The following is a 24618-nucleotide window of genomic DNA, read 5'->3' as shown; positions in this document are numbered from 1 at the left end:
TTGCGCTTCGCGCGGCGCTTTCGAGGCCGAAACGGCGAGACGGGCCTCAACCCTTGGAGGTGTCTCGCAGAACTCGACACATGCGGTTGCGTCGTCGCTCGACATCCGGATCTGTAGGCGGACTCGTCCGGGAGAGGGGGCTGCCGGATCCCTTTCCGGTCTGTCACACAGCGCTGGTCGGGCATTGCGTCGGCAACGTCCGCAGCTGCTGGGCTGTCGCGGGTATCCGTTGGTGTCGACACGGTAGCTTCGCGATCAGCGCACAGCGCGGCTCCACGGCTCGATCCGCCTGTATGCGCTGCCCATCCGACCGCGTGATCCGCCCCGGTCTGTCGATCTCCGGCAATGCCCCGGCCGGCGGCGACGCGGGCAGTCGTCGGTCGTGGCGGTCGTGTGGTGGATGTGGTGGAATTACCCCGTTCGAGGCTCCCGGCGCACGCAGTGCTGATGGGGAAGGTGCGCCGGGCACGCCGTTGCTGTTCACCCGGGGTGTGCGAAGGAGTCTCGATGGTGTCTGCACTGTCTCGCCGGGCTCTGCTCGGATACACGGCCGCCGCCGTCGCCGCGGGCGCGGTGGGGACGGCCCTCGGAACTCCCCGCGCCGGTGCGGCTTCGCTCGGGACCTTGCTCGATTACGCGGGAGGTGTGCCGTCCGCGGCGGCCATCAAGGCGGCCGGGCACACCGGGGTCATCCGGTATGTGTCCGACCGCCGGCCGGGAGCGGAATGGATGGCCGGGAAACCGCTGCTGGCCGGGGAAGTCGAGGATCTGCGGGCGGCCGGGTTGGCCATCGTGTCCTGCTACCAGTTCGGCAAAGGACCCACCGCCGATTGGCGGGGCGGATACGACGCGGGCCGCCGGCACGCCGAGCGGGGGCTTGCGCTGCACCGAGCCGCCGGGGGACCGGAGAACCGGCCGATCTACGCCTCTATCGACGACAATCCGAACCCCGTGGAATTCGCCACCATGATCCTGCCGTACCTGCTCGGCTGGCAGGCCGTGCTGGGCCGGGAGAACACCGGTGTCTACGCCAATGCGCCCACCATCGACCTGGTCCGGGCGGCGGGCGTGGGCGCGTGGTTCTGGCAGCACGACTGGGGGACCGCGCCGGGGTACGTGCACCCGGCCGCCCATCTGCATCAGTTCGAGATCGACGACCGCACGGTCGACGGGGTGGGCGTGGATGTGAACGATATCCTCGTCGCGGAGTACGGAGCCTGGTGACCACCGCCGCCCGGCGGACCGGTCAGCGCGCCGGGCCTTTCGGCCGGTTGGCGGCCACGTACATGTAGATCAGCGGCGCCACCGCCCCACAGACGAACAGCAGCAGCGTGGGCAGATCGCTGCGCAGCGGGACGTCGCCGCCCGGGCCGCGGCTCGCCGCGACCAGGAAAGCCCCCAGCCAGGCGGCGATCGGCAGGAACAGCACAGTCAGCCGGGTGGTGACGGTGGCGGCCGCCCACACCAGAGCCACGTTGACCGGCGCGGCGATCAGCGCGGCCACCGGTACGGCGACGCTGCCGAGATAGAAGGGCAGATACAGCACCTCCAGCGCCAAGGTGATCACCGCGTCCACGATCAGGACCACGATCAGCGCGGGGCCGAGCACCGCGGTCGCCAGCGCGGCCCAGCGGGCGCGGGAATCGGCACCGGCTCGATCGTCCACCGCGGCGGTCATCCGCGCGACCGGAACGTCGAACACCGTCGCGTGGTCGCTGGGGGGCCGGTCCCGCTCTCCGATTCCGAGTGCTGCATGGTGACGAGTCTATTGGTGGGCGGACCCCGCTCGGTTACGCCGAACCGGCGAAGAGGTCGTCTTCCCGGCCGTCCGGGCCACCGGCCCAGGCGCGACCGCGGACCAGGATGTAGTGCTCCTCCGGCAGGACCGGCTGGGCGATCATATTGGTCAATGCGAATTCCCGGCCCGACGGCGCGACCGTCAGCTGGGTGGCGTGGGCGCGCAGCGCGGCGCGTTTCCGGGGCAGCGATTCGGTGACATCGATCGTCGTGGTCACCGAATCTCCCGGTACACACGCCAACTCGTCCTCGGCGGGCAGCCGCCAGCCGGGGGGCAGCGCGCCGGGCAGGCCGTCCACCGTGCGGCGGGCCAGCGCCCGCAGATGGTCGCGCAGGATATCGGCGTCGGTCACGGTCCAGTACAACTTGGGCGTGTCCCAGCCCTGCCCGGCCGCGGCTTCGACGGCTTCGGTGGTGACCTGATGCGCACGGATATGGTCCGGATGGCCGTAGCCGCCGCGCGGGTCGTAGGTCACCACCACGCGGGGCCGCAGATCGAGGATCACCTCGGTGAGGGCCCGGACCGCCGCCGCGCCGGAATTCACGAAAGCCCGCGGATGCTCCGCCGACGGAGTTCCGGCCATACCGGAATCGCGCCAACGACCGGCACCGCCCAAAAAGCACGGGGGCCCGGCGCCGAGTTCGGCCAGCGCCCGGGTGAGTTCACCGATCCGGTATCCGCCGAGTTGATCGGCGCGGTCGGCGGTCAGGCCGGCCCAGCGATTACCGATCACCTCGCCCTCTTCACCGAGGGTGCAGGTCACCACCGTCACCGGGACACCGAGCCGCCGGTAGTGGGCGATCGTGCCCCCCGTGGTGATGGTCTCGTCGTCGGGGTGGGCGTGGATCAGCAGCAGCCCGCCCGTGCGGTTACCGCCGGGGCCGGTCACGGGACGCGCCGCCACATCGCCGCGTCGCCGAATATTCCGGCTTGGATCGCTCCGCTCAGTGACGCCCCGTCCACCGAGGGACCGGCGGCGGCCACCACGTTGTCCTGCACGATCGGCAGCACCGTGGACGCGCCCCACAGCCGGGGTTCGGCTTCGCCCAGCGTGCGCGGTACTTCCACGCCGTGCAGCGCCCCGTCGATCGACGGCTGGAACTGCGGATCGCAGAGACCGGACAGATTGCTCGGCGCCCGGCGGGCGGCCTCCACAGCGGCCGGAACCTCGGCCGGTTCACCGTCGGTGGTGGGCGTGCTGGGCGGGGCGGGCGGGCATCCGTAGCGGGAGGCCAGCGCGGTGGCGGGATCACCGCCGGTCGCTTCCCAGCCCACCACCGCGTCGACGGAATTCTCCACCAGGCCCTTGCCATACAGTTCGTCCGCCGCCAGGCTGAGCACCGAGGCGTCGATCCCGGCACTGCGCAGCTGATCGGCCGCGGTATTGGCCACCGCCAGCGCGGTATCGTCGCCGGTCACCGCGCCGATCCGCAGCACCAGCGGTTCCCCGTTGCGGGCCAGCGAGCGGGGCCGCGGAGCCGGTGAGGTCGCCGATACCGGCGGCGGCTCCGGGGCGCGGCCGAACCCCGCCTCGGCCAGCAGCCCGAACGCCTGATCGGGGTTGAGACGCGGTGGTTCGGTCGGCGTGTACCCGGGATCGGAGGGGGAGAGCACCTGGGCGCGGACCGGTTCCACCCAGTTCCCGGTCTGTGCGCCGACCGTGGCCAGCAGCGCGGGATCGAGCAGCGCGAGAACCGCGGTCCGGACCCGGTGGTCGCCGAGTACCCCGTCGCGTCCGTTGAGGTTGAGCCGGAGCTGCCGGGACTGCGGCATGATCGCGGTGCGTACCGACGGGATCGCGGCCAGCTGGGCCTGGGTGGCGACCCCACCGTGGACCAGCGCCATCTGGGTGTCGCCGGTGCGCAGCGAATCGGCCAACTGGGCGGGGGTGCCGCCGCGGCGCAGCAGGATCTGGTCGGGGCGGGCGGGGGTGCCCCAGTAGCGGTCGTTGCGTTCCAGCAGGATCTCGTCCCGGCCGGGATCGGCGGATTCGATGGTGAAGTTCCCGCCCGAGACCGGTATCTGCTCGACCAGCGTCCGCTGGAAGCCGCCCGGCGAATCCTTCATCAGATGCGACGGCAACAGGTTCGCGAAGAGCTGCGGCCAGGCCGGATAGGGCTTGTCGAACACCACGGACACCGTTTTACCGCCGCCGGAGGAACGGACCTCGGTGATGAGGCGGTACCCGGCCGGGTCGATCACACCGGGCTGCGTGATCATCTGCTGCCACAGGTAGTGGAAGTCCTCGGCCGCGATGGGCGCCCCGTCGGACCAGTTCGCCTGGTCCTTCAGCTTGTAGGTGACGGTGAACGGGGCCTCGGTGGTCACCGTCGCCGAATCGACCAGCGCCGTATCCGGAACCCACAGCGTGCCGCCGGGCAGCGCCGGGTCGGGCGTGGGCCGGAACGGGCTCGGCAGCACCATGGCCGCCACCGCGGCGGTCGCCGGGGACTGGTTCGACCGCAGATGCGGGTTGAAGCCGATCCCGATGTCGTCGATGGCGACCACCACCGTGTTCTTGGTCGGCTGCGCCGGTTCGGTCTTCGGGCTGTCCGTGCTGGCGATGGGCGGCGGCGGGTCGGCAGTGCATCCGGTCAGCACCGGAACGAGCACCGCCACGAGCACCAGCAGACCGCGCCACACCGCGCGCCTCCCCGAAATCACGTTCGGCACTCTACCCAAACCCGCGCCGGCCCGTCCGGGGGCGAAACCGCTTACAGCGCGGCCCGGTCGCGCGCCTTGCGGCGCGACAGCTCCCGGGCCCGCTCGTTGGCGGCCAGGGTGACCTTGCGCACTCGCACGACCTCCGGGGTGACCTCGACGCATTCGTCGGCGGCGCAGAACTCCATGGCCATTTCCAGATCGAGCTGCAACGGCTTGGCGAGCGTCTCCATCACATCGGCGGTGGAGGAGCGCATATTGGTGAGCTTTTTTTCCTTGGTCACATTGATATCGAGATCCTCGGCGCGCGGATTGATCCCGACGACCATGCCCTCGTAGGTCTCCGCGCCCGGTTCGACGAAGAACTGCCCGCGGTCGGCGAGCTGGATCATGGCGAAGGGGGTCACCGAGCCGGAGCGGTCGGACACCAGCGAACCGGTGTGCCGGGCCCGGATCTCACCGGCCCACGGCGCGTACCCGTGGGAGACGGCGTTGGCGATACCGGTGCCGCGGGTCTCGGTCAGGAAATCGGTCCGGAAGCCGATCAGACCGCGCGACGGCACGATGAACTCCATCCGCACCCAGCCCGCGGCGTGATTGTTCATCTGCACCATCTTGCCCTTGCGGGCGGCCAGCAGCTGGGTGATGGCGCCCAGGTACTCGTCGGGGCAGTCGATGGTGAGCTCTTCGTAGGGCTCGTGCACCTTGCCGTCGACCTGCCGGGTCACCACCTGCGGTTTACCGACGGTCAGTTCGAAACCCTCGCGCCGCATCTGCTCGACCAGGATCGCCAGCGCGAGCTCGCCGCGGCCCTGGACCTCCCAGGCGTCCGGGCGGCCGATATCGAGAACCCGCAGTGAGACATTGCCCACCAGCTCCTGATCGAGCCGCGATTTCACCATGCGGGCGGTGAGCTTGTGGCCCTGGACCCGGCCGACCAGCGGCGAGGTGTTGGTACCGATCACCACCGAGATGGCCGGTTCGTCCACCGTGATGCGGGGCAGCGCGACGGGCTCGTCCTGGTCGGCGAGGGTGTCGCCGATCATGATGTCGGGGATACCGGCGACGGCGACGATATCGCCGGCCACCGCGATCTCACCCGGCTGCCGTTCGACGCCGATCGTCTGCAGCAGTTCGGTGATCTTGACGTTCTTCACGCCGTCGGCGTGCATCCACGCCACGTTCTGCCCCTTGCGAAGTTCACCGTTGTGGATGCGGACCAGCGCGAGCCGGCCCAGGAAGGCCGAGGCGTCGAGGTTGGTCACATGGGCCTGCAGCGGCGCGGACGGGTCGCCCTTGGGGGCGGGGATGTTCTCCAGCAGGACGTCGAACAGCGCGTCCAGGTTCTCCGCGTTCGGTACCTCGCCGTTCTGCGGCTGTTCCTTGGACGCCTTGCCCGCGCGCCCGGAGGCGTAGAGCACCGGAAGGTCGAGGGCGAGTTCGGCCGCTTCGGCGGCGTCGTCGTCGAGATCGGAGGCCAGGTCCAGCAGCAGATCGTGGCTCTCCTCGACCACCTCGGCGATCCGCGCGTCGGGCCGGTCGGTCTTGTTGACCACGAGGATCACCGGCAGGCAGGCCGCCAGCGCCTTGCGCAGCACGAACCGGGTCTGCGGGAGCGGGCCCTCGGAGGCGTCGACCAGGAGCACCACACCGTCGACCATGGACAGGCCGCGTTCCACCTCGCCGCCGAAGTCGGCGTGACCCGGGGTGTCGATGACATTGATGACGGTGACGCTGCCATCCGGATGGTGCCGGTGCACGGCGGTGTTCTTGGCGAGAATGGTGATGCCTTTCTCGCGTTCCAGGTCGCCGGAGTCCATCACCCGGTCGACCGGTTCGGCCCGCTCGGCGAATGCGCCGGACTGCCGCAGCATGGCGTCGACGAGCGTCGTCTTACCGTGGTCGACGTGCGCCACGATGGCGACGTTGCGAAAATCGCGTGCAGACGACACGCCGGTTCCTCCTGCTGTTAACTGTTGCTTGCGGCCGGACCCTGCCACAGGGAGATTCGAACTCACCGGGCATCTGGGCCGGTTACACCCTACCGGGAACCCGGTGGCCTGCTGGCGCCGCCCAAAGGTAAGGGTATGCTAACCCGCATGGGCAAGGTCAAGGCGAGCGAGGTTTCGAGCCTCAAGCCGAAGAAGAAGTGCTGTCGTAAAAAGACGCGCTGCGTGAAATGCCCTGTGGTCATCATGCGGATGAAACGCCTGGAGGCCGCGGGCGCCTCCGGTAAGGAACTGAAGAAGGGCCTCAAGAAGGCGCGCGCCGCCTGAGGGAGAGGCGTGGGCCGAGTTCTCGCTTCGACGGCCGATCTCCGCCTGCGCTCCGGCGTCCGGCACGAGTTGGGCATCCGGCGATCGCGAGGCCCGGCAACCGGCCGGGGAAGGTCCGGCAGTCGGCGATTCGAGAAGTAGTCGGCCGGTCGGGGAGGGACCGGTCGCGGTTGTAGGGGGCTGATTCCGGGGTACCACGACAAGATGACCACACCTTTGCTCTCCGAATCCGAGATCACCGCGGCTCTGGAAACCCTGCCGGAGTGGAGCCGGGCCGGTGACGCGCTGACCCGCACGGTGGAGGCCGCCACCTTTCCCGCCGGAATAGAACTCGTCCGGCAGGTGGCCGATATCGCCGAATCGGCCAATCACCATCCCGATATCGATATCCGGTGGCGCAAGGTCACCTTCACCCTGTCCACGCACTCCGCGGGGGGCCTCACGGCACAGGACGTGGCGCTGGCCCGGGAGATAGATCGGCTGGCGTCGTAGCGGCCCGGGCGGTCGTCCGGCCCGCCCAGGCGATCCAGCCGTAGCAGGCCAGCGCGCCGAGCACGTACACCGTGCCGAGCCAGGACCACACGCCCCAGCGGGAGATGGTCCAGATCGAATCCTGCAGGAACGAGAGCACCCAGGGCGCGCCGATCAGTGTCGTCACCAGCCAGTATCCGGCCAGTATCCGCGCGCCGGGCACCGCCCGATACGGGCCGTAGAGCAACCAGAGCACGGTCGGCAGCAGCCAGCCCCAGTGGTGCGACCAGGAGATGGGCGAGACCAGCAGCCCGAACAACTGCACGATCAGCACCGTGCCCAGCAGATCGTCGCGGCGTAGGGCACGCCACGCGCACCACCCCAGCGCGGCCGCGACCGCGACCCCCGCGATCCACCACGGCCCGGTACCCACATCGCTGCCCAGCAGCCGGCTCTGCGCGCCGCGCAGCGACTGGTTCCATACCGAGCCCACCGGGCCGATCCGGTCGGCGTCACCGAGCAGGGTGCCGAAATAGCGGCGTGTCTCCTCCGGATTGATCAGGAAACTGGCCGCCACGGTCAACCCGAAGACGACCGCCGACCAGGCGGCGGCGGCCCAGCGGCGCCGCGCCACGAAATAGAGGCCGCTGATCGCCGGGGTCAGTTTGATACCCGCGACCGCGCCCACGAGGGTTCCCGACAGCCACCACCGGGAACTGCGTATCGCGACCATCACGCCGAGCATCAGGAAGACATTGACCTGCCCGTAGTCGATCGTGGTGCGCACCGGCTCGAACCAGAGGCCCACCGCCGTCCACGCCACCATGGCGGTGCGCCACCGCGCTTCGCGCAGGGCGTCCCGGCCCAGCATCAGTTCGAACGCGATCCGCACCACCCAGTACAGCGCGGTGACGATGGCGAACAGCCACAGCATGGCGACCACGGTGAACGGCAGGAAGTGCAGCGGGAAGAACACCACCGCGGCGAACGGCGGATAAGTGAAGGGGAGGGGGAAATCCGGCGTCTTCTCGGCGTAGGTGAAATCGTAGAGATGGTCGGTCAGCAGAGCCGCCGACCCGTCGACATAGACGTGCAGGTCGACGAGGTTCATCCCGTTCGGGGTCAGCAGCATCCACAGCAGCCGCGCCAGTACGGTGATTCCGAGCGCCACCAGGGCCAGGCGATACGGTACGAACCCCCGAATGTCGGTCCGGGCGCCGCTGGGCTGAGTCAATACACGAGCTTTCGAGTCGGTCCGGGCCGGCCGCCGGACCCGGTGCTGTTGGGCGCGTCGCCGGTTTTTCCGGCCCGGAATACATTAACCCCACCGGTTTCCGCGCGAACGTGAGCCTGGTGCGTGCTCCGGGCTCCCGACGGCAAACATCGCGCACGGTCTCCGGTAACCATCGAGCAACCGATGAGTCACGACTGCGCATTCGCCTCATTTTTCACACTGGTCACTCGTGTTACCGGCTACTGTTCAGTAGCACAGCGAATTGGGGCTCGCAATCCCGACCCCGGTGCTGTACAACGCGCGTCAGTGTCCTTAGAGTGACCCCGAAACGACGGCTTTTCAGCGTCGCCCAGATGTACCCGAGGTAAGGACGGCTAGACCAGTGCTTCGCACCCGAGGATCGCGGATCGCAATGTCCGCGCTCGCCATTGCGGCGGGCGCCTCCCTCGTGGCGCCCGCGACAGCCGTCGCGGCCCCTGCCACCGAGGCGTCGGTGAGCAGCGTCCCGATGGTCCCCGAAGGGGTTCCCGTCGACGTTCTCGCCGCCCTGGCCCCGGCCATCGTCAACGCACCGGCCCCGGCGGCCAAGGACGTCGCCGCGCCGGGCAGCCCGCAAGAGGCCATTCTGTCCCAGGCCCGCGCGTTGCTGGCCGCCGTGAATCTGCCCCCGCAGATCAAATCGACGCTGGAGCGGGTCATCACGTTCCTGGACGGCAGCGGCGGCGGTGGGCCGGAGATCCCGGAATCCGGGCCGGCGATCGCCCAGTTCCTCTATCCGACCATCGGTAAGGGCTGCATCGCCCCGTCCGGTGACTCGGTCGGTACCGCCCTCGCCGTCCCCGGCCCGGCCCAGCTCCCGCCGCCCGGACCGGCCGCCGGGCAGACCGGTTTCGTCTTCACCGCCCTGGGCACCGAACGCCCGACGGCGGAGCAGGTGCAGCCGATGACGGTGCAGTGGCGCAACCTCGACACCGGTGAGGCCGGCTCCCAGCCGCTGACCGACGAGGCCAAGATCAATCCCGATGGCCCGGCCACCCTCTCGGCCATCGCGAACACCGGCACCGGCCGCGTCGTCGCGGTGATCGGCGGCGGACTCACCACCCAGGCCACCGAAACCGAAACCCGCAGCTGCACTTTCATGCCGACCATCGGATTCTTCACCGTCGGCTGAGTCGACCGCGCTTCCACGGTGGGACCGGGGTCCTTCGTGACCCCGGTCCACTTCGGCTCTCGGTCCCTGCGCTCCTTCGCTGTGCTGTTCCGAACCCGGGCATGCCCCGATCGCGGACGAAGAACCATCCGGAGCGAACGGAAGGCACGCGCCGGCGCACTCGCGGGCCCGGGTGGGTTCACGGCACCGTGAGTGGTCACCGGCTTCCGGACGGCCGACCGCACCCGCAGATCGCGCCGCGTGGCCCCGCGAGAAAAAGGGATCCGTGGCTTTCCCGATGACCCGGCCGGCGCCGGAACATCGGTTCGTGGCGTCCCGCGTGTGGTGCCCGGCTGTGGTAAACCGGGGTGATGGCGACTGTCGAAAGTTCGCGCAAGGCCGGAATCCGGAGTCGGCGCTCCTCACGGTCGATTCTGTCGATCCGCTCCGAGGGGTCGATCCTGTCCATCGGCTCCGCGTATTCGATCCTGTCCATCGGAAGCGTGGGGTCGGTGCTGTCGATCGGGTCTCTCGGCTCGTTCGGTTCGGCGATCTCCAGTGGATCCTTCCTCAGTCTCGGCTCGGCCCTGTCCGGGCTGTCGCGATGGTCCCTGCTGTCCTGGAAGGGTGATCACGCGACTCCGGATACCCGGCCCGGCCTGCGGGTGGTCGCCGACGAACCGGATCTGCGGGAGTCGGCCACCCGTCACTGCCAGACCTGACACTCCGAAGTAACCGGTGGTACCGCCGGCGCACCCGGATCGATCGACGTGCGCGTTGTCCGTAACTCATGTCTTCCGCGTTTGGTCGGCATCGGCCGGGCGCCCGCTCGTGCCGCCGGCGGCGATGCGATCCAGGACGGTCCAGGCCTGTGCCAGCGGGATGTCCTGGATGAGGTACAGCTTCTTACCCGCTGCCGTGGCGGCACCCACCGTGGCCAGGCCGGCTCGGCGCTGCCAGAAGGTCTGCCGCACAGTCCAGCCGATGATGCCGGGCGCTTCGAGGCAGGTACGTTCGCGGTCGAGGGAGCCGGCACGGACCACCAGCCAGGTGGGAGAGCCGGCGGTGGCGGGGACGACCACGTGACCGAGGCCGCGGTAACGGTCCTCGGCGAGCAGGGCGCAGACCGGTGCCAGAGCGACCGGCAGCAGCCACCACCACAGCGCGACATCCCGGCCCAGCGCGCCGGCGAGGAGCAGGGCCGCCGCGGTGAGCGGTACCGGCCAGCAGGCCCGGAGGTAGCGGCGGCGCCGGGCGGCCGGGCCGTGCCGGGTCAGCGGAATATCGGCGAGGGCGGCCGACTGTGCCACGGTCGCGGCGGTGTTCGCGTTCCGATGCGGACTCAGCAGCCGGGCCAGGGTCCGTTCGACCGCCGCGCGAGGAGATTGCGGCAGGATCTTCTGGCGCGGGTTCTCGCCGGTCATCACCGCTTCCAGCTGCGCGGCCCCGGCGCGGCGCAGCAGCAGCGGTTCGCGGATGGTGGCGCCGCGCAAGCGTGCGGTGTCGAGGGTGATCCGGCGCAGCGTGAACAGTCCGCGACGGATCTGCAGGGTACTGCCGTAGTCGGTGACGCGGAGTCCGTGATAGGTGGCGAGGTAGTGCGCGCACGCCGCCACGCTGACGACGACCACCAGGACGATCAACGCCGCGAGGACGGCGAGCAGCAGCGACAGGACCCCGAAATCGCGCACTGTGTCGACGGTGTCGTGGGTGATGCTGATCTCGGCGGCACCGAGCCCGAACTGCGCCAGTAGGCCGAGTGCCGAGGCGGCGAGCGCGAAACCGGTCAGCGACAGCGGCGCGTATCGGACCCAGCCCGGCTGCCAGTGGCCGATCTCCGCACCCGGCTCTGCCGCGGGAACCGCCGTACCCGCGGCGGGACGGTGGGCCGGAGCGGGATCGCCGGGAACGGTATGCGGTGTACGGGTGTGGGCCAGCAACTCGGCGCGCAGCGGCCGGACGTGTCCGGCGGCGAGGGCGTCCAGCCTGAATCGATCGCCGGCGTCGGCTTCCTGCCCGGTGCCGATCACCACCACGGCCAAGCCCAGGACCCGGTGCAGCGGGTCGGCCTCGATATCCACCGACCGGATGCGCGCCCGCGGTACCGCCAGTCGTCTCCGCCGCACCAATCCGGTGCGCAGTTCGACATGGGTCGGTCCGACCCGGTAGGTGGTGGTGAACCAGAGGGTGAGCGCGTACGGGACCACGAATACCAGGCCCAGCAGGCTGTAGAGCGGGTTACCGGAGCTGACGCCCAGAATCACCGCGCCGATCACGGCGGGCAGGAACTTCACGATCTCCTGGATCGGATGGACCAGCAGCATCCGGCGATCCAGGCGCAGCCACGGCGCGACGGCGCCGGGGGCGCTCGCCGCCTCGGTGGACGGGCCCGGAACATCCGCCGGACGCGGTCCTGTCATGTGGCGTCACCGCGGTGACGTGCCGCGATCTCGGTCAGCCGGGTCACCGTCCGCTCGGCGACCGCACGCTCCAGCAGGCTGATGTGCACCGCACCCGCGGACGAGGCCGTGGTCACCGTGACCGTCGACAGGTCGAGAATGCGTTCCAACGGGCCGCGTTCGGTGTCCACGGTCTGCACCCGGGAGATCGGCGCGACCCGGCTCTCCAGGGTCAGCCAGCCCGATCGGGAGTAGACGGCGTCCTCGGTCACCTCCCAGCGATGGACCCGATACCGCCAGCGGGGCACCACGAGGGTGGTGAGCGCGGCCGCGAGGACCACGGCGACCGCGACGGCCGCCTGCCAGGTGCGGCGATCGGGGTCGAAGGCGACCCACCCGAGCAGCACGGCGAATACGCCGAGCCACGACAGCGCGATCTGCACGGTCCACAGCGTCTTCGCGCGCGGACTGGGCCGCCACGACGGATCGGCCAGAACGTCGGGTGATCGTGGCGGGCTGTCCGGCGACATATATTCATCGTCGCACGGTTCGACCTGCGGCCGACTGTCCAGAGATGGCGACCATCGAGCACATACCCGGGTCACCGGAGCGCATGTCTCGCCCGTCCTGCCGTTCCGGCCCGGCCGGATGGGCGCCATTCCGGTCGGGGCCCGGTTCCGGTGCGACGGAGCGTGTGCCGCCGGTTCTCATGGAACGGCGACCATCGAGCACCTACAGTGACGTGGGCCTACCCGGGTCGGCCGAGGTGAAGGTCTACTCGGGTCTTTCCGGACTGCCGGACGGCGGGTATCCATGGCCGGGGTTACGAGAACCCCGGCCCCCGCCGGAGGCGGGCCGTCGAACACAGCGCCGACCTGCACGGAATAGCCCGGCCCGGACCGCGGTTGTGAACGCTCAACGACCTGGGAGGAGACAGTTCCGGATGTGTGCCGCATGATCGAGGGCGTGACCGAACTACCCGAACCGACCGTCCCGACTCCCGTGCCGACCCCGTCCGCCATGCGCCGGGCGCTGCGCCGGGCACGTGACGGGGTCACACTGAATGTCGACGAGGCCACGGTCCTGTTGCACGCGCGCGGTGACGACCTTGCCGACCTGTGTCGTAGTGCCGCCCGGGTACGCGACGCCGGGCTGGCCTCGGCCGGGCGACCCGCCACGATCACCTATTCGCGCAATGTCTTCATTCCGCTGACTCATCTGTGCCGCGATACCTGCCACTACTGCACTTTCGTGACAGTGCCGGGCAAGCTGCGCGCGCAGGGGCGCGGTATGTTCCTGGAACCCGACGAGGTGCTCGATATCGCGCGCCGCGGCGCCGAACTGGGCTGTAAGGAAGCGCTGTTCACCCTCGGCGACCGGCCCGAGGCCCGCTGGCCCGAGGCCGCGCAGTGGCTGGACGAACGCGGCTACGATTCCACCCTCGACTATCTGCGCGCGGTGTCCATCCTGGTGCTCGAGGAGACCGGGCTGCTACCGCATCTGAATCCCGGGGTCATGTCGTGGGAGGAGATCTCGCGGCTGAAACCGGTGGCGCAGTCGATGGGCATGATGCTCGAGACCACCGCGACCCGGCTGTTCACCGAGAAGGGCAACTGCCATTACGGCAGCCCCGACAAGGACCCCGCGGTACGGCTGCGCGCCATCACCGACGCGGGCCGGCTCTCGGTGCCCTACACCACCGGAGTGCTGGTGGGTATCGGGGAGAACATGGCCGAGCGGGCCGACACTATCGCCGCTATCCGCAAGCAGCACAAGGCCTTCGGTCACATCCAGGAAGTGATCGTGCAGAACTTCCGGGCCAAGGACGATACCGCCATGCGGCACGCGCCCGACGCGGACTTCACCGAGTTCCTGGCCACCATCGCGGTCACCCGCCTGCTGGTCGGCCCCGACGTCTCGGTGCAGGCGCCGCCGAACCTGGTGTCCGGCGAGGAATGCCGGGCCCTGCTGGAGGCCGGCATCGACGACTGGGGCGGCGTCTCGCCGGTGACCCCCGACCATGTGAATCCCGAGCGTCCCTGGCCCAATCTCGACACGCTGGCCGAGATCACCGCCGCCGCCGGTTTCGAACTGGTGGAGCGGACGTCGGCGCACCCGAAGTACGTGCGGGCGGGTAATCCGTGGATCGATCCGCGGATCGGCGCGCATGTCGCGGCCCTCACCGACCCCGAGACCGGACTGGCGAAGCCGGGGGCGCTTCCGGTGGGTCTGCCCTGGCAGGAACCGGACGAATCCTGGGAGTCGGCGGGGCGTATCGACCTCAACACCGAGATCGATACCACCGGCCGCAATACCGATACCCGCAGCGATATCGACAACGCGTTCGGCGATTGGGACACCGTCCGCGAACAGGTCCGCGATCTCGCCGCCGCACCCCAGCGGCTGGACGCCGACGTCCTGGCCGCGCTGCGCGCCGCCGAACGGGATCCGGCCGGTCTCACCGATGCCCAGTACCTGGCACTGGCCACCGCCGACGGGCCCGATCTGGAAGCCGTCGCGGGTCTGGCCGACCAATTGCGCAGCGATGTCTGCGGCGACGACGTCACCTACGTGGTGAACCGCAATATCAACTTCACCAATATCTGCTACACGGGCTGCCGGTTCTGCGCGTTCGCGCAGCGCAAGGGCGACGCCGACGCCTTCACCCTCAGCACCGACGAGGTCGCCGACCGGGCCTGGGAGGCCTATGTCGACGGCGCGACCGAGGTCTGCATGCAGGGCGGTATCGACCCCGATCTGCCGGTCACCGGCTACGCCGATCTGGTGCGCGCCGTGAAGGCGCGGGTGCCGTCCATGCACGTCCACGCGTTCAGCCCGATGGAGATCGTCAACGGCGCCTCCCGCGGCGGGGAGAGCGTCCGGGACTGGCTGACCGCGCTGCGCGAAGCCGGGCTGGACACCATTCCCGGGACCGCCGCCGAGATCCTCGACGACGAGGTCCGCTGGGTGCTCACCAAGGGCAAACTGCCGGCCTCCGCCTGGATCGATGTGGTCACCACCGCCCACCAGGTCGGGCTCCGGTCGAGCTCGACCATGATGTACGGGCACGTCGACAACCCCAGCCACTGGGTCGGGCACCTGCGGGTGCTGCGCGGTATCCAGGACGAGACGGGCGGTTTCACCGAATTCGTCCTGCTCCCGTTCGTCCACCAGAGTGCCCCGCTCTACCTGGCCGGCGCCTCCCGCCCCGGCCCGACGAACCGCGACAATCGCGCCGCGCACGCCCTGGCCCGGATCATGCTGCACGGCCGGATCGACAACATCCAGACCAGCTGGGTGAAACTCGGTACCACGGGCACCCGGGTGATGTTGCGCAGTGGTGCCAACGACCTCGGCGGTACCCTCATGGAGGAGACCATCTCCCGGATGGCGGGTTCGCAGCATGGTTCGGCAAAGACGGTGGCCGAACTCACCGAGATCGCCGAGGGCCTCGGGCGGCCGGTCCGGGAACGCACCACCACCTATGGGGTTCCGCCCGAGAGGAGAGCGGCCCCCGGCCTGGAACTCGTCTAGGTGCGCAACTCGCGTGAAGGCGCGCAGCGACCGAGCGCAGTAGTGAGGATCGTGGCCACGAATCTCCGGTCAGGCGACGCCGGAAGAGGCGCCGAGTATTAGGGCAGGCTCACCGGGCGTAGCCTGTGGGGCGCCAGGGATACTTGTGTGCGGGCGCAGTTACCCGGAGAAGGAAGACTTAGGAGCGGGAGTGACGTACATCATCGCCGAACCGTGCGTTGACGTGAAGGACAAGGCGTGCATCGAGGAATGCCCTGTGGACTGCATCTACGAGGGCGGTCGCATGCTCTACATCCATCCCGACGAATGCGTTGACTGTGGTGCGTGTGAGCCGGTCTGCCCGGTCGAGGCGATCTTCTACGAGGACGACACGCCCGATCAGTGGAGCGGGTACGTCAACGCCAACGTCGACTTCTTCGACGAGCTCGGCTCGCCGGGCGGTGCCACCAAGCTGGGCAAGGTCGATTTCGATCCGCCGTTCATCAAAGAGCTGCCGCCGATGGCGGACGAGTAGAGCATTCGCACGATGAGCACCGAGGTCACCGAACGTCGCCGGGTGAGCGCGGCCCTGCCCGATTTCCCGTGGGACACCCTCGCCGAGGCCAAGGCGCGGGCGGCCGCGCACCCGGGCGGACTCGTCGATCTGTCGGTGGGTACGCCGGTCGATCCGGTCGATCCACTGATCCGGACGGCGTTGAGTTCGGTCGCCGTAGTGCCGGGTTATCCGACCACGCACGGCACGCCGGAGTTGCGTGCCGCCGCGGTGGCCGCGTTGACACGCCGTTTCGGTATCACCGGGGTGCCCGAGGCGGCGGTGCTACCGGTGATCGGCACCAAGGAGCTGATCGCGGGGCTGCCGCGGCTGCTCGGGCTGGGGCCCGCGGACCTGGTGGTGATCCCCGAGGTCGCCTATCCGACGTACGAGGTGGGCGGACTGCTCGCCGGGACCCGGATCCTGCGCGCCGACGGACTCACCCGGCTGGGCCCGGAGACTCCGGCGCTCATCTATCTCAACTCACCGTCCAACCCGACCGGCAAGGTGCTGGGTGTGGAGCATCTGCGAAAGGTGGTGGCCTTCGCGCGCGAGCGCGGTGTGATCGTCGCCTCCGATGAGTGCTACCTGGGGCTGGCCTGGGAGGAGCCGGCCGTCTCGATTCTGGACCCGCGGGTCTGCGACGGCGACCACACCGGTCTGCTGGCGGTGCATTCGCTGTCGAAGACGTCGAATCTGGCGAGTTACCGGGCCGGGTTCGTGGCCGGTGATCCGGAGCTGGTGGCCGAGTTGCTGGAGGTGCGCAAGCATTCCGGCATGATGGTGCCCTTCCCGATCCAGGCGGCGATGGCGGCGGCGCTGGGCGACGATACACACGAATCGGTGCAGCGGGAGCGGTATCGGGCCCGCCGCGAGATCCTGCGGTCGGCGCTGCTGGATGCCGGTTTCCGGATCGACCATTCCGGGTCCGGGCTGTACCTGTGGTCGACTCGCGGTGAACCGTGCCGGGCCACCCTCGATTGGCTGGCCGAACGCGGCATCCTCGCGGCTCCGGGCGAGTTCTACGGTCCCGCGGGCGCCGAGCACGTGCGTATCGCATTGACCGCGACCGACGAGCGCATCGAGACCGCCGCGCAGCGACTGCGCGGTTGACCTGCCCGCGCGTCCGGGGCGGCCGTGCGGTAACGACTCCGCAGAGATTCGCGCGTCGAGTTCGGGCAAGGCCGGGCGGGCGGCGCTAGCCTGGGGTATGGACGCTGTCACAGTTGTCCCCACCCCCGGTAACGAGCCGGTGCACACGTACGCGCCCGGAAGCCCCGAGCGGGAACGGTTGCTCGGCCGGCTCGCCGACCTCTCCGACAGCACCGCCGAGATCCCCCTGGTCATCGGCGGTAAGCATTGTCCGGGGATCGGTGCGCGGCGGGAGATCGTCGCGCCGCATCGACACCGGCAGGTACTCGGGACCTATACCGACACCACGCATACCGAAGCCGCCGCGGCGATCGAGGCCGCCCTCGCGGCCGCGCCGGACTGGCGTGCGCTGCCGTTCGACGAACGTGCCGCGGTGCTGTTGCGGGCCGCGGACCTGCTGGCCGGACCGTGGCGCGAGACTCTCGCCGCGGCGACCATGCTGGGCCAGTCGAAGTCGGTGGCGCAGGCCGAGATCGACGCACCGTGCGAACTGGTCGACTTCTGGCGGTTCAATGTCTCCTTCGCCCGGGGCATCCTCGCCCAGCAGCCGCAGTCGAGTGCGGGGGTGTGGAACCGGCTCGACTACCGCCCGCTGGAGGGATTCGTCTACGCGATCACTCCGTTCAATTTCACCGCGATCGCGGGCAATCTGCCGACCGCGCCCGCGCTCATGGGCAATACGGTGGTGTGGAAACCCTCACCCACCCAGACGCTGGCCGCCTATTACACGATGAAGCTGTTGGAGGCGGCCGGTCTACCACCCGGTGTGATCAACATGGTCACCGGTGACGGGCGGGAACTCTCCGAGGTCGCCTTGGCCGACCCCCGACTGGCCGGTATCCATTTCACCGGTTCGGGCGCCACGTTCCAGTATCTGTGGGGCCGGGTGGGCGCCAATATCGGGCGCTACCACGGCTATCCACGGATCGTGGGGGAGACCGGCGGCAAGGATTTCATCGTCGCGCATCCGTCGGCGGATCCCGCCGCCGTGCGCACGGCCCTGATCCGCGGCGCCTACGAGTATCAGGGCCAGAAATGCTCGGCCGCCTCGCGTGCCTATCTGCCGCGCTCGCTGTGGCGGGAGATGGGTGACGATTTCCTCGGTATCGCCGAGGGTCTGAGCTACGGCGATATCACGGATCTGTCGAATTTCGGTGGGGCGGTGATCGACCGGCGGGCCTACGACAAGAGTGTGCGGGCGATCGAGCGGGCCCGATCCGCCGGGGTGGAGGTGCCCGTGGGCGGTACCTACGAGGACAGCGAGGGCTGGTTCGTCCGTCCGACCGTACTGCTCACCGACGATCCGCGCGACGAATCGTTCGCCACCGAGTACTTCGGTCCGATCCTCTCGGTGTACGTGTACGACGACTCGCAGCCCGACGCCTACCGGACAGTTCTCACCGAGGCGGAATCCGCCGCCCCCTACGCCCTGACCGGTGCGGTCTTCGCGCAGGACCGGCAGGCGATCGAGCAGGCCGCCCAGCTGTTGCGGTTCGCGGCCGGCAACTTCTATGTCAACGACAAACCCACCGGCGCGGTCGTGGGGCAGCAGCCCTTCGGCGGAGCACGGGCCTCGGGCACCGACGACAAGGCGGGATCCCCGTTGAACCTGTTGCGCTGGGTGGCCCCGCGCACGCTGAAGGAGACCTTCGTCCCGCACACCGACCACCGCTATCCCCATATGGAGCGCGAATGAGCGGCCCGTCCCGCTCCGGTGCGCGGCCCGCGGACCTGCCGGGCCCCGACGGGGAGTTCCGGTGAATCCGCTGCGTCCGGCGATCCTCGCCGTCGCCGGGTCGGACCGGATGAAACGGACTCTCGCCACGAGCCCGGCCACCGCGGCGATGGTCCAGCGCTTCGTCCCCGGGGAAGCCCGGTCGGATCTGATCGCCGCGGCCCGTGCGCTACTGATGAGCGGGCGGGCGGTGAGCGTCGACTTCCTGGGTGAGAACACCACCGACCGCGCGCAGGCCGACGCGGCGGTCGCCGAGTATCTGGCATTGATCAACGATCTGGCGGCGTTGCCCACCACCGAGGTGCCCGCCGGGGCCGCGCCGCTGGAAGTGTCGGTCAAACTGTCCGCGCTCGGGCAGGCGCTGGGCGCCGACGGCCCGGCGATCGCCACCGAGAACCTGCGCACCGTGTGCACCAAGGCCGCCGAGGCCGGCGTGTGGGTGACCGTGGACGCCGAAGACCACACCACCACGGCCGCCACCCTGGCCACCACCGCGCGGGTCCGGCCGGATTTCCCCTGGCTGGGCACGGTCATCCAGGCCTACCTCTACCGCAGCGAGGGCGACTGCCGCGACCTCGCCGACGCCGGCGCCCGGGTGCGCCTGTGCAAGGGTGCCTACCGGGAACCGGAAACCGTCGCCTACCAGCGACGGGTCGATGTGGACCGCGCCTACCTGCGCTGCCTGCGGGTCCTCATGCGTGGCGCGGGCCGCCCCCTGGTCGCGTCCCACGATCCGGTGGTCCTCGCGGCGGCGGCCGATCTCGCGACGATCACCGGTCGTCGCCCCGGCCGGATGGAATACCAGATGCTGTACGGCATCCGTACCGACGAACAGCTGCATCTGGCCGACCGTGGGGATTTCGTCCGGGTCTATGTGCCCTACGGGCACCAGTGGTACGGATACCTCATGCGCCGGCTCGCGGAACGGCCCGCCAACCTGGCCTTCTTCCTCCGCGCGCTGGCCGGCCGGTGAGAGGCCGCCGATACACACACCTCAGACGAGGGGTTTGCCTTTGCGGATCCGGCGGCGCATATCCCACAGGTAGTAGTTCATCGGGAACTGGCGCAGGATCCGGGGCTGAATCTTCAGACCCAGGCCGATGAGTTTCATGGTGCGGTCGAACCTGCGCTGATCGTCGGCGGTCCAGGTGAGATGCATCTTCTCCCGGATCTGCGGCGGCAGGCAGCCGGTGACGACGAACCGGTGGAAGCGTGCCGACACCCACTGGATCGGGCGTGCCACCATCTTCAGATCGATGAGGTCGTCGAAGTAGGCGCGGGTGGTGTCGTCGATCCCCAGGGCGTCGAGATTCTCTTCCCAGAACTGCCAGAACGCGGCACGGTCGGCGGGCCACATCTCCGGTCGTACCTGCAGAGTGGTGCCGAGCCGGATGCTGTGGGCGTAGAAGGTATCGGCGGTCGGCTCGTCCATCGGGCCCCGGACCTTCTCCAGGAGGTCGACGAAGCCGAAGTACAGGCAGGCGGCGACCCATAGCTGGAGTTTCGGGTCGAAGGCGTTGTACTTGACCGGGCTGGTGGGTTTGGTGCGGATGTGGCGATGGGAAGTATTGACGGCGAGCCGGTAGGCGTCGCGTTCCTCGTCGCTGCCCAGCATGGCGACGGCGAGATAGGTGAGGGTGGTGCGGAGCCGTTTGAACGGATGCTCCATCACATTGCCGCTCTTGACGTCGCTCTCCATCACGCCGTAGGCGACCGGCCGCAGGCCCAGCTGCATGATGACGTTCGCGGTGCCGCCCAGGAACGCGGTGACTCCGACGATGTGATCGTTCATATCGAAGTCGGGTGCGTAGAGCCGCTGGGGTTCGGGATCGTTCATCGGAGCGGGCCGGGGAGCGGTCATCGGTGACCTCTTTCGTATGAGAAGATAATATGATAACCATCTCATTCTCTCGATGTTGCGTCAACCGCCCCCGCAATTGTGCGATGCTTACCGTGTCATTGCATCGCCGAGCGCGGGAAGGTGCCGAGATGGGTGCGCTGGCTCAACTGTTGCCTCTGGTGCGAACACCACGCCGAGATCAAGATCAATCCGTGCTGTCCGCGGCGTTGCAGGCTTTCCTCGACTTCGGGATCAAGCGCACGAGCATGGTCGAGGTCGCCCGGCGCGGCGGCCTTTCCCTGGCCACACTGTACCGGCGGTTCTCCAGTAAATCGGATCTGATCCAGGCGGTCGGATTGGCGCAGACCCGCGATTTCATCGAGGGTGTCGATGCCGCGGTCGCGCAGCAGATCGAGCGCGAGGCAGGCGCCGAGGAACAGATCGTGGAATTGTTCGTCGCGTTCCTGGCCGGACTGCGCGGTAACGAACTGCTGGATCGGCTGCTGAACACCGAACCGGAGATCGTGCTGCCCTACCTGACCACCCGGGGCGCCCCGGTGATCGAATTGGGCCGCGATTACGTCGCCGAATTCATCACCCGCCTCCAAGGCGAAGGCAAACTGCCGGCCTACGATCCGTTGCCGCTGGCCGAAATGATCGCGCGGACCGCGCTGTCGCTGGCGCTGACAGCGCAAACGGTTATCCCGCTGGACGACGATATCGCGGTGCGCAGATATGCGCGTGATCATGTGGCGGTCTCGTTCCGGGTGCCGGGCCAGGTCACCGATTCCTGATAATCGAACACGCTGCTTTCCGTATCGGTGAATTCGAATCAGACCAGTTTCAGTCCGAACCTGCGCCGGATCCGGAAATCGAGGAGATAGGCGTTCACCGGGAAAGCGCGCAGCGGCGCCGGCAGAGTCGCGGAGGCGCGGCCCAGTCCGCGGAGCATGCGGCCGAACCGGCGCTCGTCCTCCGCCGTCCAGTCCATGCCCATCTCCGCGCGCAGATGCGGTGGTAGGAGGCCCGCGGTGACCCAGCGGTTGAAGCGGCCGCCGAGCAGTCGCACCGGGCGCGGAAACATCTTCAGATCGACGATCTCGTTCAGCAGGTCCCGGACCGGTGGATCGATCCTGGTCCTGGCCAAGTTCTCGGTCCAGTAGCGGTCGAAGGCCGCCGGATTCGCCGGCCAGGACTCCGGCGGCACCTGCAGGGTGGTGCCCAATCGCGCGGAATGCCGGTAGATGGTCTCCTCGAGTTCGGCGTCCGGCCGGCCGTGCATCCGCTCGCGGATATCGCGCGCTCCCCAGTAGAGGCAGGCGGCAACCCACAATTGCAGACCGCGGTCGAACGCGTTGTAGCGCACCGGGCTCTGCGCGTTCGAGTGCACCTGCCGATGCGATGTGTCGACGGCGTTTCGATAAGCGGCCCGTTCGGTGGGGCTGCCGAGCAGGGCGACCGCCAGATAGGTGAGTGTGGTGCGGGTGCGTTTCACCGGATGCAGGGTCAGTTTCCCGCTGTCGACCGGGCTTTCCAGAACTCCGTAACCGACCTCGGGGACGGCGAGCTGCATGATGACATTGGCGGCCGCGCCCAGTATCGCGGCACCGTCGATATAGGGCCGGAAATCGAATTCCTCGTCGTTCACCGCACCGGCCGAATCGGCCGGTCCATCGGCGGAGCCGGATACGGGCGGCCCCGCGGCGGGTGTGCTGGTCATGGACGCCACCGTTCGAGGGCTCGAGAAAGCTGACGATTCACCTTCTCGCCGCTGCCCATATGTGTCAAGAGACGCCGGAATGAATCGAACCAGTCACCGCGCGGGACGGGACGTGGTACGACAATGCGAACCGATAAAGTTTCACTGTCGCCCACGGAATTCACGCCGCACGAAAACGCGAACCGCCACCCGGCGAATCTCCCGGAATTCTCCGGCCAGGTGCCCGACCGCCGGCTGCGGCCGGGGCAGTAGTTTGGGCGCATGTCCTACGGCCACCGCCTGCTCAGCTCCCTCGACCCCCTCGCCGTCGCCGCGGGCGCCGATATCCCGGACGTCGTGACCATCGACGGCGCGATATTGACCCGCAGTGATCTGCTCGGGGCGGCCACCTCGGTGGCCGAACGGGTCGCCCGGGCCGAACGGGTCGCCGTGCTGGCCCGGCCGACGGCGACGACGGTGCTCGCCGTGGTCGGCTGTCTGATCGCCGGGGTCACCGTGGTGCCGGTGCCGCCCGACTCCGGGCCGGCCGAACTCGACCATATGCTCACCGATTCCGGCGTGCAGGCCTGGCTCGGCGACGCGCCGGAGGGCACCGACCTGCCGGTGGTCCCGGTCCGGAGACATGCGCGTTCCTGGCACACCTATCCGGAGCCCGACCCGGCCGCACCGGCGTTCGTGCTCTATACCTCCGGCACCACCGGCGCCCCCAAGGGCGTGGTGCTGAGCCGCCGGGCCATCGCCGCCGGCCTCGACGCGCTCGCCGACGCCTGGGCCTGGACCGCGGCCGATGTGCTGGTCCACGGCCTGCCGCTGTTCCATGTACACGGGTTGATCCTGGGTCTGCTGGGGCCGCTGCGGGTCGGCAGTCCGCTCGTGCACACCGGGAAACCGACCCCCGCGAACTACGCGGCCGCCCGCGGCACGATGTATTTCGGCGTGCCGACGGTCTGGTCCCGGATCGCCGAGGACCCGGCCGCGGCGGAGGAACTGGCCTCGGCCAGGCTGCTGATCTCCGGAAGTGCCCCGCTGCCGGTGCCGGTGTTCGAGCGGCTCGCCGAACTCACCGGGCATCGGCCCGTAGAACGCTACGGGATGAGCGAAACCATGATCACCCTGTCGGCCCGGGCCGACGGCGAGCGCCGGCCCGGCTGGGTCGGCGTACCGGTGCACGGTGTCGAGACCCGGCTCCGGGACGAGGCCGGACAGCCGGTACCGCACGACGGCTCCGCCATCGGCGGTCTCCAGGTACGCGGGCCGATGCTCTTCGACCGCTATTACGGCCGCCCCGAGGCCACCGCCGCATGCTGGACCGCGGACGGATGGTTCCGCACCGGCGATGTCGCCGCCATCGACGCGGGCGGCTTCCATCGGATCGTGGGCCGTGAATCGGTGGATCTCATCAAATCCGGCGGCTACCGGATCGGCGCGGGTGAGGTGGAGACCTCCCTGCTCGGCCATCCGTCGGTCGCCGAAGCGGCCGTCGTGGGCCTCGCCGACGCGGACCTGGGGCAGCGCATCGTCGCCTTCGTGGTCCCGCGCGACCCGGCGCCGGTCGAACGGGAACTCATCGACCACGTCGCCACGGAACTGTCGGTGCACAAACGGCCGCGCGAGATCCGCTTCGTGGATTCGCTCCCGCGCAACGCCATGGGCAAGGTCCAGAAGAAGTTGCTCGATTAGTGGCGCCGTCGGGCCGGTGTCGCCTGCTCTTGACCTCAATCTCGATCGAGGTTTTACGGTTCGATCATGAACACGACGCTCACCCGGGACCATATCGACTACCTCGCCGGACAGCGGCTCGGCCGGCTGGCCACTGTGGCGCCGGACGGGGCGCCGCAGAACAATCCCGTCGGGTTCCGCTACAACCCCGACCTCGGCACCATCGATATCGCGGGCTGGAATATGGGCCGCTCCCAAAAGTTCCGCAATCTCGCGCGCAACAACCGGGTGGCCTTCGTGGTCGACGATATCGCCTCGGTCCAGCCGTGGCGGGTGCGGTGCCTGGAGATCCGGGGCACCGCGGAAGCACTCACCGATACGGTCACCTACATCGGTCCGGGGGAGAGCGAACTCATCCGCATCCACCCCGAACGCGTGCTCGCCTTCGGGCTCTGAG

The 24618-nt window shown here is 69.1% G+C and carries 22 protein-coding genes; 13 read left to right on the top strand and 9 right to left on the bottom strand.

Annotation, left to right across the window (positions count from 1 at the left end; genetic code table 11):
* The first annotated feature begins 507 nt into the window (after positions 1-507).
* The gene (locus ABZV91_RS21400) at positions 508-1224 is read left to right on the top strand and encodes a DUF1906 domain-containing protein (RefSeq protein ID WP_355244353.1); all 717 of its coding nucleotides are present in this window, start codon (positions 508-510) and stop codon (positions 1222-1224) included.
* A gap of 22 nt (positions 1225-1246) precedes the next feature.
* Here the strand turns inward: ABZV91_RS21400 and ABZV91_RS21395 are convergent, their stop codons facing one another.
* The 4 genes from ABZV91_RS21395 to typA form a co-directional block, all read right to left on the bottom strand.
* Positions 1247-1702 carry a hypothetical protein gene (locus ABZV91_RS21395; protein WP_355244350.1) on the bottom strand — a complete coding sequence of 152 codons (456 nt, stop codon included), beginning with the start codon at positions 1700-1702 and terminating at the stop codon, positions 1247-1249.
* A gap of 88 nt (positions 1703-1790) precedes the next feature.
* Complete coding sequence (gene mshB, locus ABZV91_RS21390; RefSeq protein WP_355244347.1) at positions 1791-2687, bottom strand: N-acetyl-1-D-myo-inositol-2-amino-2-deoxy-alpha-D-glucopyranoside deacetylase; 897 nt, start codon at positions 2685-2687, stop codon at positions 1791-1793.
* Positions 2684-4471: an ABC transporter family substrate-binding protein gene (locus tag ABZV91_RS21385; RefSeq protein WP_355244344.1), complete on the bottom strand. Its 1788-nt coding sequence runs from the start codon at positions 4469-4471 to the stop codon at positions 2684-2686. The genes mshB and ABZV91_RS21385 overlap by 4 nt, the downstream gene beginning before the upstream one ends.
* Before the next feature lie 41 nt (positions 4472-4512).
* A complete protein-coding gene (gene typA / locus ABZV91_RS21380; RefSeq protein WP_355244341.1) occupies positions 4513-6411 on the bottom strand; it encodes a translational GTPase TypA in 1899 nt (632 codons plus the stop codon).
* A 147-nt stretch (positions 6412-6558) separates the two neighbouring features.
* Here typA and ABZV91_RS21375 point away from each other — a divergent pair, with 147 nt between their 5' ends.
* Positions 6559-6735, top strand: a complete 177-nt coding sequence (locus tag ABZV91_RS21375) for a hypothetical protein (RefSeq protein WP_085995458.1) — start codon at positions 6559-6561, stop codon at positions 6733-6735.
* A 204-nt stretch (positions 6736-6939) separates the two neighbouring features.
* The gene (locus ABZV91_RS21370; RefSeq protein WP_355244339.1) at positions 6940-7227 is read left to right on the top strand and encodes a 4a-hydroxytetrahydrobiopterin dehydratase; all 288 of its coding nucleotides are present in this window, start codon (positions 6940-6942) and stop codon (positions 7225-7227) included.
* Here the strand turns inward: ABZV91_RS21370 and ABZV91_RS21365 are convergent.
* A complete protein-coding gene (locus ABZV91_RS21365; RefSeq protein ID WP_355244364.1) occupies positions 7175-8338 on the bottom strand; it encodes a mannosyltransferase in 1164 nt (387 codons plus the stop codon). The genes ABZV91_RS21370 and ABZV91_RS21365 overlap by 53 nt on opposite strands.
* A 514-nt stretch (positions 8339-8852) precedes the next feature.
* Here ABZV91_RS21365 and ABZV91_RS21360 point away from each other — a divergent pair.
* On the top strand, positions 8853-9611 hold the full coding sequence (locus ABZV91_RS21360) for a hypothetical protein (protein ID WP_355244336.1): 759 nt from the start codon (positions 8853-8855) through the stop codon (positions 9609-9611).
* Positions 9612-9961: 350 nt separating this feature from the next.
* Positions 9962-10312 carry a hypothetical protein gene (locus tag ABZV91_RS21355; RefSeq protein WP_355244333.1) on the top strand — a complete coding sequence of 117 codons (351 nt, stop codon included), beginning with the start codon at positions 9962-9964 and terminating at the stop codon, positions 10310-10312.
* A gap of 66 nt (positions 10313-10378) precedes the next feature.
* Here the strand turns inward: ABZV91_RS21355 and ABZV91_RS21350 are convergent, their stop codons facing one another.
* Both ABZV91_RS21350 and ABZV91_RS21345 read right to left on the bottom strand, forming a co-directional pair.
* Entirely contained in the window at positions 10379-12010 is a 1632-nt protein-coding gene (locus ABZV91_RS21350; RefSeq protein ID WP_355244331.1) for a PH domain-containing protein, read from the bottom strand.
* Entirely contained in the window at positions 12007-12519 is a 513-nt protein-coding gene (locus ABZV91_RS21345) for a PH domain-containing protein (protein WP_355244328.1), read from the bottom strand. Before ABZV91_RS21345 ends, ABZV91_RS21350 begins: the two co-directional genes overlap by 4 nt.
* Positions 12520-12943: 424 nt before the next feature.
* Between ABZV91_RS21345 and ABZV91_RS21340 the strand changes: the two genes are divergently transcribed.
* From ABZV91_RS21340 to ABZV91_RS21320, 5 genes are all read left to right on the top strand, one after another.
* Positions 12944-15523, top strand: coding sequence for a bifunctional FO biosynthesis protein CofGH (locus tag ABZV91_RS21340; RefSeq protein ID WP_355244325.1), 2580 nt, complete (start codon positions 12944-12946; stop codon positions 15521-15523).
* 190 nt (positions 15524-15713) lie between these two features.
* Positions 15714-16037: a ferredoxin gene (gene fdxA / locus ABZV91_RS21335; RefSeq protein ID WP_058854051.1), complete on the top strand. Its 324-nt coding sequence runs from the start codon at positions 15714-15716 to the stop codon at positions 16035-16037.
* Positions 16038-16049: 12 nt separating this feature from the next.
* The gene (gene dapC, locus ABZV91_RS21330) at positions 16050-17168 is read left to right on the top strand and encodes a succinyldiaminopimelate transaminase (RefSeq protein WP_355244321.1); all 1119 of its coding nucleotides are present in this window, start codon (positions 16050-16052) and stop codon (positions 17166-17168) included.
* A 97-nt stretch (positions 17169-17265) separates the two neighbouring features.
* Entirely contained in the window at positions 17266-18903 is a 1638-nt protein-coding gene (gene pruA, locus ABZV91_RS21325; RefSeq protein WP_355244318.1) for an L-glutamate gamma-semialdehyde dehydrogenase, read from the top strand.
* Between the two features lie 109 nt (positions 18904-19012).
* Positions 19013-19915 carry a proline dehydrogenase family protein gene (locus tag ABZV91_RS21320; RefSeq protein WP_355244361.1) on the top strand — a complete coding sequence of 301 codons (903 nt, stop codon included), beginning with the start codon at positions 19013-19015 and terminating at the stop codon, positions 19913-19915.
* Positions 19916-19936: 21 nt separating this feature from the next.
* Here the strand turns inward: ABZV91_RS21320 and ABZV91_RS21315 are convergent, their stop codons facing one another.
* A complete protein-coding gene (locus ABZV91_RS21315) occupies positions 19937-20803 on the bottom strand; it encodes an oxygenase MpaB family protein (protein ID WP_355244315.1) in 867 nt (288 codons plus the stop codon).
* Positions 20804-20931: 128 nt separating this feature from the next.
* Between ABZV91_RS21315 and ABZV91_RS21310 the strand changes: the two genes are divergently transcribed.
* Entirely contained in the window at positions 20932-21576 is a 645-nt protein-coding gene (locus tag ABZV91_RS21310) for a TetR/AcrR family transcriptional regulator (protein ID WP_355244313.1), read from the top strand.
* Positions 21577-21614: 38 nt separating this feature from the next.
* On the opposite strand, the gene ABZV91_RS21305 is transcribed toward ABZV91_RS21310, so the two are convergent.
* Positions 21615-22502: an oxygenase MpaB family protein gene (locus tag ABZV91_RS21305; protein ID WP_355244311.1), complete on the bottom strand. Its 888-nt coding sequence runs from the start codon at positions 22500-22502 to the stop codon at positions 21615-21617.
* A 261-nt stretch (positions 22503-22763) separates the two neighbouring features.
* Here ABZV91_RS21305 and ABZV91_RS21300 point away from each other — a divergent pair, with 261 nt between their 5' ends.
* Together ABZV91_RS21300 and ABZV91_RS21295 are read left to right on the top strand one after the other, a co-directional pair.
* A complete protein-coding gene (locus ABZV91_RS21300) occupies positions 22764-24182 on the top strand; it encodes an acyl-CoA synthetase (protein ID WP_355244308.1) in 1419 nt (472 codons plus the stop codon).
* A gap of 66 nt (positions 24183-24248) precedes the next feature.
* Positions 24249-24617, top strand: a complete 369-nt coding sequence (locus tag ABZV91_RS21295; RefSeq protein ID WP_355244305.1) for a PPOX class F420-dependent oxidoreductase — start codon at positions 24249-24251, stop codon at positions 24615-24617.
* Position 24618: the final 1 nt, after the last annotated feature.

It is taken from the genome of Nocardia sp. NPDC004568 (assembly GCF_040609955.1).
Classification (GTDB): domain Bacteria; phylum Actinomycetota; class Actinomycetes; order Mycobacteriales; family Mycobacteriaceae; genus Nocardia.
The sequence above is the reverse complement of the archived record's forward strand: the minus strand, read 5'-3'. Positions and strand labels throughout refer to the sequence as shown.

Coding starts and splice junctions, on each gene's coding strand:
- ABZV91_RS21370 (WP_355244339.1), top strand. CDS start 6,940: ATGACCACACCTTTGCTCTCCGAATCCGAGATCACCGCGGCTCTGGAA.
- ABZV91_RS21400 (WP_355244353.1), top strand. CDS start 508: ATGGTGTCTGCACTGTCTCGCCGGGCTCTGCTCGGATACACGGCCGCC.
- dapC (WP_355244321.1), top strand. CDS start 16,050: ATGAGCACCGAGGTCACCGAACGTCGCCGGGTGAGCGCGGCCCTGCCC.
- ABZV91_RS21345 (WP_355244328.1), bottom strand. CDS start 12,519: ATGTCGCCGGACAGCCCGCCACGATCACCCGACGTTCTGGCCGATCCG.
- ABZV91_RS21340 (WP_355244325.1), top strand. CDS start 12,944: ATGATCGAGGGCGTGACCGAACTACCCGAACCGACCGTCCCGACTCCC.
- ABZV91_RS21295 (WP_355244305.1), top strand. CDS start 24,249: ATGAACACGACGCTCACCCGGGACCATATCGACTACCTCGCCGGACAG.
- pruA (WP_355244318.1), top strand. CDS start 17,266: ATGGACGCTGTCACAGTTGTCCCCACCCCCGGTAACGAGCCGGTGCAC.
- ABZV91_RS21320 (WP_355244361.1), top strand. CDS start 19,013: ATGAAACGGACTCTCGCCACGAGCCCGGCCACCGCGGCGATGGTCCAG.
- ABZV91_RS21310 (WP_355244313.1), top strand. CDS start 20,932: ATGGGTGCGCTGGCTCAACTGTTGCCTCTGGTGCGAACACCACGCCGA.
- ABZV91_RS21360 (WP_355244336.1), top strand. CDS start 8,853: ATGTCCGCGCTCGCCATTGCGGCGGGCGCCTCCCTCGTGGCGCCCGCG.
- ABZV91_RS21365 (WP_355244364.1), bottom strand. CDS start 8,338: ATGCTGCTGACCCCGAACGGGATGAACCTCGTCGACCTGCACGTCTAT.
- ABZV91_RS21305 (WP_355244311.1), bottom strand. CDS start 22,502: ATGACCAGCACACCCGCCGCGGGGCCGCCCGTATCCGGCTCCGCCGAT.
- ABZV91_RS21375 (WP_085995458.1), top strand. CDS start 6,559: ATGGGCAAGGTCAAGGCGAGCGAGGTTTCGAGCCTCAAGCCGAAGAAG.
- ABZV91_RS21350 (WP_355244331.1), bottom strand. CDS start 12,010: ATGACAGGACCGCGTCCGGCGGATGTTCCGGGCCCGTCCACCGAGGCG.
- ABZV91_RS21300 (WP_355244308.1), top strand. CDS start 22,764: ATGTCCTACGGCCACCGCCTGCTCAGCTCCCTCGACCCCCTCGCCGTC.
- ABZV91_RS21355 (WP_355244333.1), top strand. CDS start 9,962: ATGGCGACTGTCGAAAGTTCGCGCAAGGCCGGAATCCGGAGTCGGCGC.
- ABZV91_RS21315 (WP_355244315.1), bottom strand. CDS start 20,803: ATGACCGCTCCCCGGCCCGCTCCGATGAACGATCCCGAACCCCAGCGG.